Here is a 16,855-nt window from a genome sequence, read left to right on the forward strand (position 1 = left end):
GTGTCTAAAAACAGACAATTTTTTGTTTAGATACAGGTTTTGCGGGTTTCAAAAACTCCGGATTTATGATAAGATAAAACATCAGGATGATATTTAGGAGGGAAAGCAATGGAGAACGAAACAGTTTCCAAAAACTTTATTGAAAATATTATAGACAAAGATCTTGAAGAAGGCGTTTATGACACCGTGCATACACGTTTCCCACCGGAACCTAACGGCTATCTTCATATCGGACATGCGAAATCCATTCTTTTAAATTATGGACTGGCTCAGAAATACAACGGAAAATTCAACCTCCGTTTTGATGATACCAACCCTACAAAGGAGAAATCCGAATTTGTAGAGTCCATCAAGGCTGACGTGAAATGGCTTGGTGCAGACTGGGAAGACAGACTTTTCTTTGCATCTGATTATTTTGATCAGATGTATGAGGCAGCAGTGAAGCTTATTAAGAAAGGCAAGGCCTTTGTCTGCGACCTGACTGCAGACCAGATACGTGAGTACCGAGGAACTCTTACAGAGCCAGGTAAAGAGAGTCCGTACAGAAACCGTACTGTAGAAGAGAATCTTCAGCTTTTTGAAGAGATGCGTGAGGGCAAATACGGAGATGGAGAGAAGGTTCTTCGTGCCAAGATCGATATGGCATCACCGAATATGAACATGCGTGACCCGGTCATTTACCGTGTAGCCCGCATGACACATCACAATACAGGAGATAAATGGTGCATCTATCCGATGTACGACTTCGCTCATCCGATCGAGGATGCCATTGAGGGTGTGACACATTCTATCTGTACTCTGGAGTTTGAGGACCACAGACCGCTTTATGACTGGGTGGTAAAGGAGCTGGAATATCCGCACCCACCGAAGCAGATCGAGTTTGCAAAGCTGTACCTGACCAACGTTGTTACAGGTAAACGTTATATCAAGAAGCTTGTTGAGGACGGCATCGTAGATGGATGGGATGATCCGAGACTAGTATCCATCGCCGCACTTCGCCGCCGTGGATTTACACCGGAGTCTATCCGTAAATTTGTAGAACTCTGTGGTGTTTCAAAGGCGAACAGTTCTGTAGATTATGCAATGCTCGAGTACTGCATCCGTGAGGACCTGAAGCTGAAACGTCCGCGTATGATGGCGATCCTTGATCCGATCAAGCTCGTGATCGATAACTATCCGGAAGGACAGGTTGAGTATCTTGAAGCTCCGAATAATATGGAGAATGAGGAACTTGGAACCAGAAAGATCCCGTTCAGTGGAGAACTTTATATTGAACGTGATGATTTTATGGCAGAGCCTCCTAAGAAATACAAACGTCTCTATATTGGAAATGAAGTTCGTCTTATGAATGCATATTTTGTAACCTGCACAGGTTATGAGGCAGATGACGACGGAACGATCCGTGTAGTCCACTGTACCTATGACCCGGAGACCAAGGGCGGAAATGCACCGGACGGACGTAAGGTAAAAGGAACGATCCACTGGGTGGAAGCATCCAATGCAGGTAAAGTTGAGGTAAGACTTTACGAGAATATCGTAGATGAAGAAAAAGGTGTTTACAATAAAGAAGATGGTTCTCTTAATGTAAATCCGAATTCTCTTACAGTAACAAGTGCTTATGTAGAGCCGGAGCTTCTGAAAGCAAAAGGTTATGACAGCTATCAGTTTGTACGTAACGGTTTCTTCTGCGCAGATATCCATGACTCCAGGGAGGGAGCACCGGTATTTAACCGCATTGTATCTCTGAAGAGCTCTTTCAAATTACCGAAAGCATAAAAACTGTCAAAAAGAATACGAAACATATGACAGCAGTACACCGTGAACAGGTATCAGGGTGTACTGCTTGTTTTGTTTTATCGTCATCAGGAATAAATGGATAAGTACAAAATGCTCCTGCAACGATTTCGGTTGCGCCCATTTACAGAAACGGTTATACTGATAACACAGGAAAGAGAGGAATTACACATGAAGAAAATCGTGCTTGCTTCCGCATCTCCCAGGAGGCGGGAACTTTTAAGCCAGGTAGGAGTCGCCTTTGAAGTGAAGCCTGCCAGCGGGGAAGAACGGATCACCAGTGCAGAGCCTGCGAAAGTGGTGGAGGAACTTTCTCGTCAGAAAGCTATGTTTACGGCATACGCGCTGGAGGAAGAGGAGAACCGAGATCTGAGAGATGTGGTTGTGATCGGTGCAGATACCGTTGTATCTTATGAGGGTAAGATTTTAGGTAAACCGGCAGATGAGACAGCTGCAATAGAGATGCTCGCTATGCTGCAGGGGAATACACATCAGGTATATACCGGTGTAACTTTGCTGATAAGAGAAAAAGGGAGATGGAAAGCTCATACCTTCCATGAGTGCACAGATGTGAGCTTTTATCCGGTGACAGAGGAAGAAATAAAGGAATATGTAAACAGCAAAGACCCAATGGACAAAGCCGGAAGCTATGGGATCCAGGGCGCCTGGGGAGCCTATGTGAAGGGAATCCGTGGTGATTATAACAACGTGGTGGGACTGCCTGTGGCAAGACTGATCTATGAGACAAAAAAACTGGGAATGAACCTGAGAGGATGAAAGACAAAATGATAAAAGCTTGTATATTTGATCTGGATGGAACAATTGCGGATACACTGGAATCTATGGCATATGTGGCGAATGAGATCATGGAAAAGTTTTCCCTGAAACCACAGCCGGCAGATAATTTTCGTTATTACAGCGGTGAAGGTGCAGATATGCTGATCAGAAGATGCCTGATCGATGCAGGAGATCCGGAGCTGGTACACTACGAAGAAGTCAGGGAACTTTATCGCAGGAAATTTGATGAAGATCCGCTGTATAAAGTTGTGCCATATAAAGATATGCCGGAAACCCTTCAGAAGCTGAAACATACAGGCCTTAAGATGGCTGTATGCTCCAATAAGCCTCATGTTGCGGCGCAGAAAGTGGTAAAGGCGATCTATGGCGATCTGTTTGATGAGGTGATGGGACAGCAGGAAGGGATCCGCAGAAAGCCGGCACCGGATGGTCCGCTGAAGATTGCAGAAGATTTCGGCGTAAAGCCGGAAGAATGTATGTATATCGGAGATACAAAGACAGATATGCAGACAGGAAGTGCTGCCGGAATGTATACCGTTGGTGCACTATGGGGATTCCGTGACAGAGAAGAGCTTGAAAATAACGGTGCAGATATTGTAGCAGCTGTACCTGGTGATCTGTTTACTATTTATGAGGAGAAGCAGCATGATTAAGATGGTTGCCAGCGATCTGGATGGAACGCTGCTTATCGGTGGAAGACAGACGCTGCCGGAAGAGATCTTTCCGCTGGTAAAGGAACTGAAAAAAATGGGAATCCTCTTTGTGGCAGCCAGTGGCAGACAGTATGCCAATATGAGGAATCTTTTTGCGCCGGTAAAGGACGAGATGGCATTTATCAGTGAAAATGGCGGGCTCGCTGTCCAGAATGAGAAGCTTCTGTACTGCGACAGCTTTGACAAAGAACTGGTCAGAGAGATCATTCAGGTAATATGGGAAAAGCCCGGAGCGGAATTTTCCTGTTCTACAAAGGATTTTTATTATATCATGCCCAAGACAGAACATTATCGCCATCTGATGATCGAAGAAGTAAAAAATCAGTGTAAGATCATAAAGAGTTTTGATGAGATCACAGAGCCTTGTATGAAGGTTGCAGTTTATGAGAGAGAAGGAATGACGGAGGAATCCATCCAGTACTGGAGAGAACGGTTCAAAGACAGATGTACTGTTGTGACATCCGGATTTGCGTGGGTGGATTTTGTTCCATTTACCACGAACAAAGCAAAAGGGATCCGTAAATACCAGGAACTTTTGGGAATCGGACCGGATGAATGCATGGCGTTCGGGGATGAATACAATGATATTGAAATGATGAAATCTGTAAAATACAGCTTTGCCATGAAGCATGCGAAGCCAGGGGTAAAGGCGGCGGCTTTCTACGAGACAGAGAAGGTGGAACCAGTACTTCGCAGACTGATTGCGGCGGGCGGAGATATAAAGGAGGTACTTTAATATGTACAAGAAAGAATATGTCCAGACATTTCTGGAAAAACAGGGTCAGCTTTTTGATGAGCCGGTAGCAGAGGATTTTGAGGAGGCAGAGGAATTTCTCGAGGATTGCATGGCAGTTGTGCTGGATTCCCTGAAGGATGTTAAAAAATATCTGGATGGAATGGGCGCAGATGTGGAGGGGATTTCCCTGAAGGAGCTGGAAGAAGAAAGCGAAGTATTTAAACTCCCGGACGGAAAATATATGATCGTAGAAGGCTGACGGAAAGCAGGGATTACACCTCTGAAAATTAAATATGATAAACTTGCATCAGCAAAAAGAAAGCCCTGCGTAGAAAGGGTAAATGTGGGGAAAATAAAATGATGTAAAGGAGGATGGGATATGAAAAAAAGCAGAGTGCTGGCAGTCGTCATGGCTGTGCTTATGATTGTAACGCTGCTTCCATCGATGGTATTTGCCACTGCAGCTCCATCTGGAAATCTTGATGGAAAGCTGAAGGTCAAAGGAACACTTGCGATCGGGTCTACCTTAAGTGCAGATTACTCAAAGGTCAAGCCGGAGGGGATCACAGATGATAATGTGAGTTTTTCCTGGTCATTAAAAGACGGAGACCTTCTTACAGAGGTAGGAACTGACAAGACTTATAAAATCGATGAAAAAGATCTGGGTATTCCGATCGTTCTGAAGATCACCGGAAAAGAAGAGACGGGAGTCAGTGGTGAGCTTACGGTGACGACCCAGGAGGTTTCCGAAACAGAGGAGGAAGCCAAAGCACTGGCAGAAAAGAAAAAGGAAGAAGCCAAAGCAGCAGGAGAAGATCCGGATGCGGAGGAAAGTGAAGCTTCGGAGTCTTCAGAGAACACGCCGGATACAGAAGCTGGAACGTCAGAGGAGCCTGATAGTGCTCAGCCTGAGGAAACCATAGAGCCGGCAGAAGAAACGGAGTCTGCGGATGTGCAGGAGAATACAGATGTACAGGAACCTGCAGATACCCAGGAGCCTGCTGAAAACTCTGTTATAGAAGTAAACGGAGAACAGTCAGGGCCTCAGAATGCCGATGAGGCAGATACATCCGGAGATAGTCAGACAGAGACACCGGATTCCGCAGATACAGCAGCAGACGCTTCCGAAAAAAATGAGGAACCGACATATTCGGCATCTGCATACACGGAAGATGGAAGTGGAATTCTGGATTTTGGTTCCGTGGAAGAGGGATATACGGAAATTCCGGAAGCACAGATGGTTACTATCACAAATAACGGAACCGGGGATCTTAATTTTAAAGAGATCGCCCCGGAGAATTTCATGGCTGCGGATATTAACGATGCGCCATTAAAGAGTGGTGAAAGTGTTGCTGTGTGGGTAAAACCACGAGAAGGTCTGAAGGCTGGAGAATACAAAGATCTGATCACGTATCAGACAGAAGAAGGTGCCGATGTCTTCTTTGAAGCGGACTTTACAGTAAAAGAACCGGAAAATAAAAAAGTCGAAGATCATGAAAATAATGAGCAGACAGATCCCGGGGAAACATCGGACCCTGCAGCGGAAAAAATATACAAGCTAATTGCGGATCCGACAGAACTGCCTTTTGATGATCTGACTGCCGGTTATGAAAAGGTAGAAACAACAAGTACAGTCACGATCAAAAACGAAGGTACAGAAGCTGTGACGTTAGTACAGCCTGAGTCGAAGTTTTTTGATATTGCGCCGGTCAGTGAAGTGGAGAGTAGCGGAAATATCCAGTTGGCGCAGGGAGGAGAGCAGACCTTTACCGTACAGCCTAAGCTTGGACTCTCTGCAAAAGATGATCCATACGTGGAAGAGCTTGTATTTGCTTCTGATGAAAGCACGGAAGCATCTGCTACAGTGACGGCTTCGGTTATGGTAAAGACAGAAACACCAAAAACAGTTACTGCAACAGTGAAACCGGAAGGTCCTCTGAAGTTTGGAACACTGGAACAGGGCTATGAGACTGCGCCGGATGCACAGCCTGTAACCGTAGAGAATACAGGTACAGAGGCTATCCGGATCCAGCTTTCTGCTCCGGAGGATTATGAGGTGGGAGAGCTTTCTGCGGAAGTGCTCAATCCCGGAGATAAGGCGGCAATCTTTACCGTACAGCCCAAGACCGGTCTTCAGGCCGGAGATCACAGCGATACGATTTCTGTGACAGATCAGAATACCGGAAACACACTGGCTGAAGTCCGGCTGGAATTTACAGTTTCGGAACCGGAACCCAATCCCGGTCTTTCGGTAACAGACAGTCTGGAGTTTGGAACCAAAGAGGAAGGCTATAAGGAACTTCCTGATGCGAAGACAGTTACAGTTACCAACACCGGAAATACAAAGATCGTTCTGAAACAGCCTTCATCAAATGCATATACAATTGGTACACTTTCCGCCACAGAGCTGGAAGCAGGAGATAATGCAACCTTTAGCGTACAGCCGGTCAGCGGACTTTCACAGGGGGAATATCTGGAAGACATTGTGATCGCCAATGATGCAAATGTGGAAGCTTATGTAAATGTCCATTTCAGCGTTACAAAGAAAAAAACAGATAACGGTAAGAAGGCGAATAACCTTACAGGCATCAAAAAGCCATCCGATATCAAAGATCTACCCAATGGAACCCAGAAAACCCAGAAAGCCCTGAAGCTTCCGGGAACAGTAAAGATCACTACAACAAAGGGAGAGCAGAAGGCATCTGTTAAATGGGATGTTAAGGGATCTTCTTATGATCCGTCTTCTGCAGAACGTCAGATATTTAATGTAAAAGGTACCGTCATTCTTCCGGAGGGGGTTAAGAATCCCAACAAGATCAGTACAGTGATCGCAGTAAGTATTACAGTAAATGGATATCAGGGCACGGAAGCCGCTGCATCGGACAATAAGATCACAGGCATTGATTCCAATGGCAAGTATGATACCAATACAAAGATCACCTTTACAGCAGCTGGTGCAGGAATGGATAATACAAACCCGCGTAAGGGAGATACCAGATATCAGCCGAAGAGCTGGAAGATCACAGAGACCCGTACCTGGGATGGAGAGCCTTATACTGCAACATTCCGTGTCAGCAAGCCGGGAAAATATACTCTGAAAGTTACCTTTGGACAGCAGAAATACGACGGCTCCAGCTGGAAGGATACCGGTACACAGTCAGAAAGTACGGTTACTTTTACGGTATCACAGGCAGCAGTTCTTACTGCGACTCCGAGTCCGGCAGTGACACAGACAAATCAGAAATCTGCAGTGCAGACGGGAGACAGTACACCGATCATGACATTTGTGATCATTTTGATCGTGGCTGTGGTATGTATTGGAGGAATCCTTGTATATCGTAGAAAGAAAAAATAAGAACAGAATGTAGAAGATAGTTTTACAGCACCCTCCGTACAAAAAATGTACGGAGGGATTTTTTTGCACATAGAGATCCGTTTTACATGCTGTTACTAGCACTCTATAATGATGAGTGCTAAATTTTTCTTGACTTTTGTAAAAAGTCGTATTAGTATATATTTATTGAAAAAAACAACAGGTTTCCGGCTCTGTCGGAACATCAGAAATAAAAATAAAAACAAAAGGAGAGTGACATATATGTCAGCAAAACATGGCAGTTTATCAATCAACAGTGAAAATATTTTTCCGATTATCAAGAAATGGTTATATTCCGACCATGATATTTTTGTAAGAGAGATGATCTCCAACGGATGCGATGCGATCACCAAACTGAGAAAGCTGGAAGTTATGGGAGATTATACATTCCCGGAAGGTTACAAACCGGCTGTAAATGTTATCGTTGATCCGGATCAGAAAACTTTGAAGTTTATCGATAACGGTATTGGTATGACAGCAGATGAAGTAGAGGAATATATCACACAGATCGCTTTTTCCGGTGCCACAGAGTTTCTTGAGAAATATAAGGATAAAACAACGGATGATCAGATGATCGGTCATTTCGGACTTGGATTTTATTCTGCATTTATGGTTGCAGATGAAGTTCATATTGATACTCTCTCTTACAAGGAGGGTTCCACACCGGTACATTGGACCTGTGACGGTGGTACGGAGTATGAGATGGCAGACGGAAACAAAACAGAACCGGGAACAGAGATCACTCTTTTCCTCAATGAGGAAAGCTTGGAGTTTGCCAATGAATATCGTATGAGAGAGGTTATCGAGAAATACTGTTCTTTCATGCCGGTAAATATCTATCTTTCCAAAGCAAATGCTGAACAGGAGTATGAAACCATCGATGAGGCAGATCTCCGTGAAGATGATGTGGTAGTTGAACATATCCATGAGGATGCCAAGACAGAGGAAAAGGAGAATGATAAAGGCGAGAAAGAAGTTGTGGAAGTTTCTCCTGCCAAAGATAAAGTAAAGATCAATAAACGGCCGGTATCCTTAAGCGATACACAGCCGCTCTGGATGAAACACCCAAATGAGTGCACGGATGAAGAGTATAAAGAATTTTACCGTAAGGTATTTATGGATTACAAGGAACCGCTGTTCTGGATCCATCTGAACATGGACTATCCGTTCAACCTGAAGGGTATCCTGTATTTCCCGAAGATCAGGACAGAGTATGATTCCATTGAGGGAACCATCAAGCTTTATAATAATCAGGTATTTATTGCAGATAACATCAAAGAGGTGATCCCGGAATTCCTTCTTCTTCTGAAAGGCGTGATCGACTGTCCGGATCTTCCACTGAATGTTTCCCGTTCTGCACTGCAGAATGATGGTTTTGTGAAAAAGATTTCTGAATACATCACCAAGAAAGTAGCAGATAAGCTCACCGGAATGTGCAAGACAGACAGAGAGTCTTATGAGAAGTACTGGGATGATATCAGCCCGTTTATCAAATTTGGATGCATCAAGGATGCGAAATTTGGTGAGAAGATGAATGATTATATCCTCTTTAAGAATCTGGATGGCAAATATCTTACCCTGAAAGACTGCATTGAGGAAAATAAAAAAGAAGAAACAAAAGCAGCTGAAGAGGAGAAGACAGAGGAGAAAGCTTCTGAAGGATCCCAGAATGAGGAACCGGAAAAAACGGTGATCTATTATGTGACCGATGAGGTACAGCAGAGCCAGTACATTAATATGTTCCGTGAAGCGGGTAAAGATGCTGTACTGCTGAAGCATGTGATCGATTCACAGTTTATTTCCCATCTTGAACAGCAGGATCAGACGATCCAGTTCAAGAGAATTGATGCCGATCTGACAGAAGAGCTTCGTGAAGACGGAGAAGCGGATGAAACAACAGTCAAGACACTTACTGAGGTGTTCCGTAAGAATCTTGGCAAGGATAAACTTGAAGTAAAAGTAGAGAAGCTGAAAAATGAGGGAACTGCAGCGATGATCACTCTTCCTGAGGAGAGCCGCCGTATGCAGGATATGATGAAAATGTACAATATGTACGGAATGGATCCGAATATGTTCGGTGGTCAGGAAGTACTTGTACTGAACGCAAATCATCCTCTTGTAAGATTTATAGCAGAAAATCAGGGATCAGAGTATGTTCCGGTGATCTGTGAACAGCTTTATGATCTTGCAATGATGAGCCATAAACAGCTTTCTCCTGAAGAAATGACAAAATTTGTAAAGAGAAGCAACGATATCCTTATGGTCCTTACAAAATAAAACGACATATAAAATGATCGAAAGGCTTTGCCCGTAATGGGGCGAAGCCTTTGCTTTTTTTATAACAATATGTGTATCTTTAACACAATTATAGGAATTTTAAATAAAATAATAGATATTAAATAAAAATAACCTGTAAAATATGACTAAAAATTTAAATTAGTATCTAATATGTATAAAATAAATTTTCAGAAGAAAGCGAAAAATATAGATAACTGTCGTATTATACATAAGGGAGTGCTTTTAAAAAGAGAAAAAAATGAAATGGAGGAACAAATGTATGAAAAAGGTGTATGGATTGATCAGAAGACTTGGTGCAAATTCGAAATACAAAGGATATTTTTTCGTTGCGGAAGCGGTAAAGATTTCCATGGGGGATCAGTATAAACCATTGCGGATCACAAAGGATATTTATCCATACCTGGCGCGGAAGTACAGATCAACACCTACCAATATTGAGCATGATATCAGAACAATGGTAAATGTGTGTTGGGAAGGAAATAAAAAACTGCTGGATGAGATTGCAGGATATCCTCTAGAATACAAGCCTACCAACAGTGAATTTATTGATATGCTTGCGTATTATCTGAGGGAAATAGAAGAAGAGAATTGACTATAGCCTTTCAAAAAGAATCTGATTCCTGGACAGAAAGCTCAGGATCATATCATCCCAGAGCTGCTCTGGGCGTTTATCCATAGAGAATGTTTTAAGAGAGGTTCCGGTAGTACAAAGAAGGCTGTTATTTTTAAATTGAAGATTTAAGAATAGTCCGTCTATCTGTTCGGAGGAAATTCCGAAATCTGTATTTCTCATTGCAGCTTCAACTCCACTCCGACTTAAATGCAGCACGATCCTGAAGCTTAAGGGCGTACGCTTACCGCGGATCACAGACCAGCAGAAAGGTCTGATGTCCTTCCAGAGAGAATGTGTCCGGCCGTGCTCTGTGAGTCTGTTCATGCTGTCTGTATCAAAAAAATCTTTCTGAAGCCTGCCATCAATGGTAAAAGTATTAAAAGTAGTCACAGTCGCTTCGGACAGACAGAATTTGTCAAATACTTCTCCTATAAAAAGTTTGTTTGTGAAATCCCGGATATCTGTAATCTTTAATGCAAGCATGCCGCACTTCCTTTCTTTTATGTGATCGCGTGTAGACATTATATCTCAGATAAAGAAAAAAGGACAGACTTTTTAAAAAACTCTTTTCAAATATCTGTTTATGTGATACGATAGATGTGGTATTGAATACTACATATAATGGAAAAGAGGACGATATAATTGAGCTATAAGATTGCGATAGATAGCTGTGGGGAGCTTTTAGATGAATGGAAAAATGATGAAAGGATCGAATCCATACCGCTGACACTGACAGTGGGCGGTGAGAATATCATAGACGATGCGACTTTTGATCAGAAGGATTTTTTGAAGAAAGTTGCAGATTGCCCGGAGTGTCCAAAATCTGCATGCCCTTCTCCGGAACGCTATATGAAGGCATATGAGTGTGAGGCGGAACACATTTATGCGGTGACACTTTCGGCGGAACTGAGCGGTTCCTATAACAGTGCGATCCTTGGAAAAAACCTGCTCCTGGAAGAGCAGCCGGAGAAAAAGGTTCATGTATTTAATTCCAAATCAGCATCCGGAGGCCAGAGTCTAATCGCCATGAAGATCATAGAGTGTGAAGAAAAGGGACTTTCTTTTGGAGAAGTAGTAAGCGAAGTGGAGAAATATATTGAAGAGATGAGCACATTTTTTGTGTTGGAGAATCTGGAAACTTTGCGCAAGAACGGACGGTTGAGCAGAGTGAAAGCTCTGGTGGCCAGTGCACTGAAGATCAAGCCGGTTATGGGCTCTACTCCGGAAGGAACGATCTGTCAGCTGGATCAGGCCAGAGGCATGAATAAAGCAATCGTAAAAATGGTGGATCACATTGGGGAGAAGGGGATCAACATCCCGGAAAAGACAGTTGCCATCACTCATTGCAACTGTCCGGAAAGAGCGAAGATGCTGGAGGAGGCTATCCGTGAGAAACTGCACCCAGCAAAGATCGTAGTTATGGATACTGCCGGTGTCAGCAGTATGTATGCCAACGATGGTGGCGTTATCGTAGCAGTCTGATCAGAGAAAATCTCCAGTTCAGAAAATTATCACATTTCTTCAGGGAGTTGCCGCTTTTCTTTTGAAAACAAGTGTGCTATAATGAACGAAGTACTGAAGCGGCAAAGGAGAAAGACAATGAGCCAGAAGAAAGTTGACAAATATAAAAACAACAAATACTCGCGAAACAGTGCCCTGAAGAAGGAACGCGCAGAATTTGTACTTGAGATGGCGGCATGGATCCTCATCGCGGTTCTGCTTGTAGGCTGGATCGGATATTCCGCATATGCCAAGATCCAGGCGAAGGAAGCCAGTGTGAAGGTGGATACTGTGATGGATACTTCTGCATTGACAGATTATATTTCCGGATTATCTTCAGACAGTGCGGAATAGAAAACACATATGAAATGATGGGTTCCCGGGATGTGTTGAAGCATCCCGGGGATTTTTATATACAGGATAAATACAATGCAATAAAAAACGGGTCTGCCATAAAGCAGCCCCGTTTTGACTTATACGTTTTTTATGGTTATAGAATTATAACTTTGTAACGTTAGCAGCCTGCATTCCGCGAGCGCCCTCTGTTAAGTCGTAGGATACAGCCTGTCCTTCTTCAAGAGATTTGAAGCCTTCACCGTTGATAGCGGAGAAGTGTACGAATACATCCTGTCCGTCCTCACCTGTGATAAAACCATAACCTTTTTCTGCGTTGAACCATTTTACAGTTCCCTTGTTCATTTTGTGTTACCTCCATAAAAATAAAAAAAATTAAAATAGCCTTCTGATGATAATAAAAAATCACCAGATTTTACAGACTATATTCATGTAAATATAATCTCTAAAAACTAGTGATTTTACATTAAATATTTTGCCATGCTCTGATTATATAACCCGTGTTTTGAAATGTCAAGGAGAAAATTCCAACAATTCCGGGGTGTAAAAAGAGGCGAAATTGCTTTGTAAAAAAAATCTTTATAAATAGAGAGATTTCGTGTATGATATAGGAGAATACAAGCGGATTGAAGGATCTGCTTTGAAAATACAGGATGAGAGGAGAACAGAAATGGGGATTCTGATTCGAGGAGGCCGGATCGTGGATGCGGCTACAGATACGGATAAAACAGGCGATATTTATCTGGAAGACGGAATCATTGCGGAAATAGGCCAGAAGCTGAAAAAGAAAGACGGCGACCGTGTGATCGATGCGAAAGGAAAGCTGGTCATGCCGGGAATTATCGATCTTCATGTCCATTTTCGTGATCCGGGCCAGACACATAAGGAAGATATCAAGAGTGGTGCTGCTGCGGCAGCACGTGGTGGTGTGACAACTGTAGTTGCTATGCCAAATACAACTCCCACTATTGATAATCCGGACCGGGTAAACTATGTACATAACAAGGCGGCGCAGGTTTCCGGTATTCATGTACTTCAGGCAGGTGCAGCCACCATGGGAGAAAAGGGTACTGAACTTGCAGATATTGCCGGAATGGTGAAAGCAGGGATCCCGGCAGTGTCCGAGGATGGTAAATCTGTGATGAATACAGCGCTTTGTAAAGAAGCAATGAGGATCGCGGCAGAATGTGGCGTGCCGTTTTTTGACCATTGTGAAGATATCGATCTGCGTGGAGATGGATGCATGAATGAGGATGAGAACGCCAAAAGACTGGGGTTTCCCGGAATCTGCAATGCAGTGGAAGATACCATTACAGCCAGAGATATCATTCTGGCGCTGGAGACAGGAGTCCATCTTCATCTCTGCCACTGTTCCACTTATGGGGATGCTCAGATGATGAAGATCGTAAAAGAGAAAGGATACGACAATATCACAGCTGAAGTATGCCCGCACCATTTTATCCTTTCATCCGATGATATTAAAACAGATGACCCGAATTACAAGATGAATCCGCCGCTCCGTACACCGAAGGATGTGGAAGCGCTGAAACAGGGCCTGAAGGACGGTACCATCGAGGTGATCAGCACGGACCATGCACCGCACAGTGCACAGGAAAAAACAGGTTCTATGAAGAATGCACCATTTGGGATCGTAGGTCTGGAAACAAGCCTTCCGCTCACCTATACAGAGCTGGTGGAAAAAGATGTGATCACACTGAAACAGATGGTTGAGAAGATGTGCCTGAACCCGGCGAAAATCCTCGGGCTTGACAGAGGAACTCTCCAGAAAGGCCATCCGGCAGATGTGATCATCGTGGATACGGAGCAGGAGTATGCTATCGATAAAAATAAATTTGTTTCCAAAGGACATAACACACCGTTTGATGGCTGGAAAGTAAAGGGAAAAGTGCTTTATACCATCTGTGACGGAAAAATTGTATTTAAAAACCAGGAGGAGAAAGAATCATGATTAACAAACTGATCAGCAATATCCGCAAAACAAATGCACCAATCGTTGTAGGACTGGATCCTATGCTGAATTATATTCCGGAGCATATCCAGAAGAAGGCTTTTGCAGAGTTTGGAGAGACTCTGGAGGGCGCTGCAGAAGCAATCTGGCAGTATAACAAAGGGATCGTGGATGCGACCTGTGATCTGATCCCGGCAGTGAAACCACAGATCGCCATGTATGAGCAGTTTGGTATCCCGGGACTGATCGCATACAAGAAAACGGTTGAGTATTGTAAAGCCAAAGATCTGGTTGTGATCGGTGATATCAAAAGAGGTGATATCGGTTCCACATCTGCAGCATATGCAGTTGGTCACCTGGGACAGGTTCAGGTAGGCTCAAAAAAATATGCAGGTTTTGATGAGGATTTTGCAACGGTCAATCCATACCTTGGTTCTGATGGTGTGAAACCCTTTATGGATGTATGTAAGGAAGAGAAAAAGGGTATCTTTGTTCTGGTCAAAACTTCCAATCCATCAAGTGGTGAGTTCCAGGATCGTGTCATCGACGGTCGCCCGCTCTATGAGCTGGTAGGTGAGAAGGTTGCACAATGGGGCGATGAGCTTATGGGTGATGGATATAGTTATGTTGGTGCTGTTGTAGGTGCGACCTATCCGGAAATGGGAAAGGTATTAAGAAAGATCATGCCGAAGACATTTATCCTTGTTCCCGGATATGGTGCTCAGGGTGGAAAGGGCGCAGATCTTGTCCATTTCTTTAATGAGGACGGACTTGGTGCTATCGTAAACTCTTCCAGAGGAATCATCGCTGCATATAAGCAGGAGAAATATAAAGAGTTTGGCGCTGAAAATTACGCAGATGCTTCCAGAGCGGCAGTAAAAGATATGATCGCGGATATCAGCGGTGCGCTGGAGAACAGATAATACAGGAGGCATTTTATGAGTACATCAGAAAGTAAAAAAACAAAAAAGCCCTGTAAGATACTCAGCCAGGAATGTATTGGTACAGATATTTACAGTATGTGGCTGGATGCAGGTGAGATTGGAAAAAATGCAGTGCCGGGACAGTTTGTATCACTTTACAGCCGCAATGGCGGTAAGCTTCTGCCAAGACCCATCAGTCTCTGTGAGATCGATAAAGCAGAAGGAAAACTGAGACTGGTATATCGCGTTACAGGAAAAGGAACCGGTACGGAGGAATTTTCCAGACTTCATGCAGGGGTCCCCATTGAGACTATGGGACCTCTGGGAAATGGTTTTCCGCTGGATGCAGTAAAAGGCAAAAAAGTGTTTCTCATGGGTGGAGGAATCGGAATCCCGCCAATGCTGGAAACTGCTAAACAGCTGGACGCAGAAAAGATCATGGTTCTCGGATACAGAGATGAGCTGTTTTTAAATAAGGAATTTGAAGCTTATGGAGATGTCTATGTGGCAACAGAAGACGGCTCTGCAGGAACAAAGGGAAATGTTATGGATGCCATCCGTGAGAACGATCTTGAGGCAGATGCGATCTTTGCCTGCGGACCTGCCCCGATGCTCCGTGCCATCAAGGCATATGCCCTTGAAAAAGGAATTCCGTGCTGGATCTCCATGGAAGAGCGTATGGCCTGTGGCGTAGGCGCGTGTCTTGCCTGTGTGTGCAAATCCAAAGATGTGGATTCTCATTCTCATGTCCATAACAAGAGAGTATGTAAAGACGGACCTGTATTCCTGAGCACGGAGGTAGAGCTATGAGCAGAATGAATGTAAATCTTGCCGGCGTAGAACTTAAGAATCCGGTGATGACAGCGTCCGGAACATTTGGTTCCGGAGCGGAATACAGTGAATTTGTGGATCTGAACAGACTTGGCGCAGTTGTGACAAAAGGTGTGGCAAATGTACCGTGGCCGGGAAATCCTACACCGAGAGTGACAGAGACAGCATCCGGAATGCTCAATGCCATTGGTCTTCAGAATCCGGGGATTGATGTTTTCTGTGAAAGAGATATTCCGTTCCTTAAAAAATATGATACAAAGATCATCGTCAATGTCTGTGGAAAATCTGCAAAGGATTACTGTGAGGTTGTAGAACGCCTTGGAAATGAGCCTGTGGATATGCTGGAGATTAATGTTTCCTGCCCGAATGTCAAGGAAGGCGGAATTGCCTTCGGTCAGAATCCGAAAGCTCTTGAAGAGATCACAAAAGAAGTAAAGAAATATGCAAAACAGCCGGTGATCATGAAGCTGAGCCCAAATGTAACCGATATTACCGAGATGGCGAAAGCAGCAGAAGCTGGCGGCGCAGATGTTCTTTCTCTTATCAATACCCTGACAGGAATGAAGATCGATATCAACAGACGTACATTTGCACTGGCAAATAAAACTGGTGGAATGTCCGGTCCTGCAGTAAAACCGGTAGCTGTCCGTATGGTATATCAGGTGGCAAATGCAGTATCCCTTCCTATCATCGGTATGGGAGGAATCGCAACTGCTGAGGATGCCCTGGAATTTATTATGGCAGGTGCTACTGCAGTGTCTGTGGGAACTGCAAACTTTTTTAACCCTTATGCTACTGTGGAGATCGCAGATGGTATTCAGGCATTTCTTGAAAAACAGAAAGTGGAAGACATCAATGAGCTGATCGGAGTAGTGAAATAACGGAGGATTGCCGTATTTGCAATTCTGTTGTTCATATGTTAGAATTAACAGGATAAATAAAGGGATTTTACA

At 43.8% G+C, this 16,855-nt stretch carries 16 protein-coding genes; 14 read left to right on the plus strand and 2 right to left on the minus strand.

All coding sequences use genetic code 11. The features are described from left to right. The first annotated feature begins 108 nt into the window (after positions 1–108). The 8 genes from NE638_RS06435 (at position 109) to NE638_RS06470 (ending at position 10,304) form a co-directional block, all read left to right on the plus strand. A complete protein-coding gene (locus NE638_RS06435; RefSeq protein WP_015525883.1) occupies positions 109–1,776 on the plus strand; it encodes a glutamine--tRNA ligase/YqeY domain fusion protein in 1,668 nt (555 codons plus the stop codon). 189 nt (positions 1,777–1,965) lie between these two features. Further along, positions 1,966–2,571, plus strand: a complete 606-nt coding sequence (locus tag NE638_RS06440; RefSeq protein ID WP_022426223.1) for a Maf family protein — start codon at positions 1,966–1,968, stop codon at positions 2,569–2,571. 8 nt (positions 2,572–2,579) lie between these two features. Continuing rightward, entirely contained in the window at positions 2,580–3,245 is a 666-nt protein-coding gene (locus tag NE638_RS06445; RefSeq protein ID WP_044961208.1) for an HAD family hydrolase, read from the plus strand. Further along, complete coding sequence (locus NE638_RS06450) at positions 3,238–4,041, plus strand: Cof-type HAD-IIB family hydrolase (RefSeq protein WP_015525886.1); 804 nt, start codon at positions 3,238–3,240, stop codon at positions 4,039–4,041. Before NE638_RS06445 ends, NE638_RS06450 begins: the two co-directional genes overlap by 8 nt. Before the next feature lies 1 nt (position 4,042). After that, the gene (locus tag NE638_RS06455) at positions 4,043–4,300 is read left to right on the plus strand and encodes a hypothetical protein (protein ID WP_015525887.1); all 258 of its coding nucleotides are present in this window, start codon (positions 4,043–4,045) and stop codon (positions 4,298–4,300) included. A gap of 120 nt (positions 4,301–4,420) precedes the next feature. After that, the gene (locus NE638_RS06460; RefSeq protein WP_244094809.1) at positions 4,421–7,396 is read left to right on the plus strand and encodes an LPXTG cell wall anchor domain-containing protein; all 2,976 of its coding nucleotides are present in this window, start codon (positions 4,421–4,423) and stop codon (positions 7,394–7,396) included. Positions 7,397–7,636: 240 nt separating this feature from the next. Continuing rightward, entirely contained in the window at positions 7,637–9,691 is a 2,055-nt protein-coding gene (htpG, locus tag NE638_RS06465; RefSeq protein ID WP_044961170.1) for a molecular chaperone HtpG, read from the plus strand. A 280-nt stretch (positions 9,692–9,971) separates the two neighbouring features. Further along, positions 9,972–10,304 (plus strand): sporulation initiation factor Spo0A C-terminal domain-containing protein, encoded by a 333-nt coding sequence (locus NE638_RS06470; protein ID WP_044961168.1) that lies wholly within the window; start codon positions 9,972–9,974, stop codon positions 10,302–10,304. Here the strand turns inward: NE638_RS06470 and NE638_RS06475 are convergent, their stop codons facing one another. After that, positions 10,305–10,808, minus strand: coding sequence for a DUF5721 family protein (locus NE638_RS06475; RefSeq protein ID WP_022426217.1), 504 nt, complete (start codon positions 10,806–10,808; stop codon positions 10,305–10,307). A gap of 159 nt (positions 10,809–10,967) precedes the next feature. On the opposite strand from NE638_RS06475, the gene NE638_RS06480 reads away from it, so the two are divergent. Then, positions 10,968–11,807 (plus strand): DegV family protein, encoded by an 840-nt coding sequence (locus NE638_RS06480; protein WP_173733031.1) that lies wholly within the window; start codon positions 10,968–10,970, stop codon positions 11,805–11,807. 117 nt (positions 11,808–11,924) lie between these two features. After that, on the plus strand, positions 11,925–12,179 hold the full coding sequence (locus NE638_RS06485; RefSeq protein ID WP_015525893.1) for a hypothetical protein: 255 nt from the start codon (positions 11,925–11,927) through the stop codon (positions 12,177–12,179). Between the two features lie 144 nt (positions 12,180–12,323). Here the strand turns inward: NE638_RS06485 and NE638_RS06490 are convergent, their stop codons facing one another. Continuing rightward, positions 12,324–12,524, minus strand: coding sequence for a cold-shock protein (locus NE638_RS06490; RefSeq protein WP_015525894.1), 201 nt, complete (start codon positions 12,522–12,524; stop codon positions 12,324–12,326). A 325-nt stretch (positions 12,525–12,849) separates the two neighbouring features. On the opposite strand from NE638_RS06490, the gene NE638_RS06495 reads away from it, so the two are divergent. From NE638_RS06495 to NE638_RS06510, 4 genes are read left to right on the plus strand one after another with little or no spacing between them, the layout of a single operon-like run. Next, the gene (locus tag NE638_RS06495; protein ID WP_173733030.1) at positions 12,850–14,148 is read left to right on the plus strand and encodes a dihydroorotase; all 1,299 of its coding nucleotides are present in this window, start codon (positions 12,850–12,852) and stop codon (positions 14,146–14,148) included. After that, positions 14,145–15,071: an orotidine-5'-phosphate decarboxylase gene (gene pyrF / locus NE638_RS06500; protein WP_059085168.1), complete on the plus strand. Its 927-nt coding sequence runs from the start codon at positions 14,145–14,147 to the stop codon at positions 15,069–15,071. The genes NE638_RS06495 and pyrF overlap by 4 nt, the downstream gene beginning before the upstream one ends. A gap of 15 nt (positions 15,072–15,086) precedes the next feature. Then, entirely contained in the window at positions 15,087–15,881 is a 795-nt protein-coding gene (locus NE638_RS06505; RefSeq protein ID WP_021650964.1) for a dihydroorotate dehydrogenase electron transfer subunit, read from the plus strand. Next, a complete protein-coding gene (locus NE638_RS06510; protein ID WP_015525898.1) occupies positions 15,878–16,783 on the plus strand; it encodes a dihydroorotate dehydrogenase in 906 nt (301 codons plus the stop codon). The genes NE638_RS06505 and NE638_RS06510 overlap by 4 nt, the downstream gene beginning before the upstream one ends. Positions 16,784–16,855 lie beyond the last annotated feature (72 nt).

The organism is Blautia sp. MSK.18.38 (genome assembly GCF_024460535.1).
GTDB lineage: Bacteria > Bacillota > Clostridia > Lachnospirales > Lachnospiraceae > Blautia_A > Blautia_A fusiformis.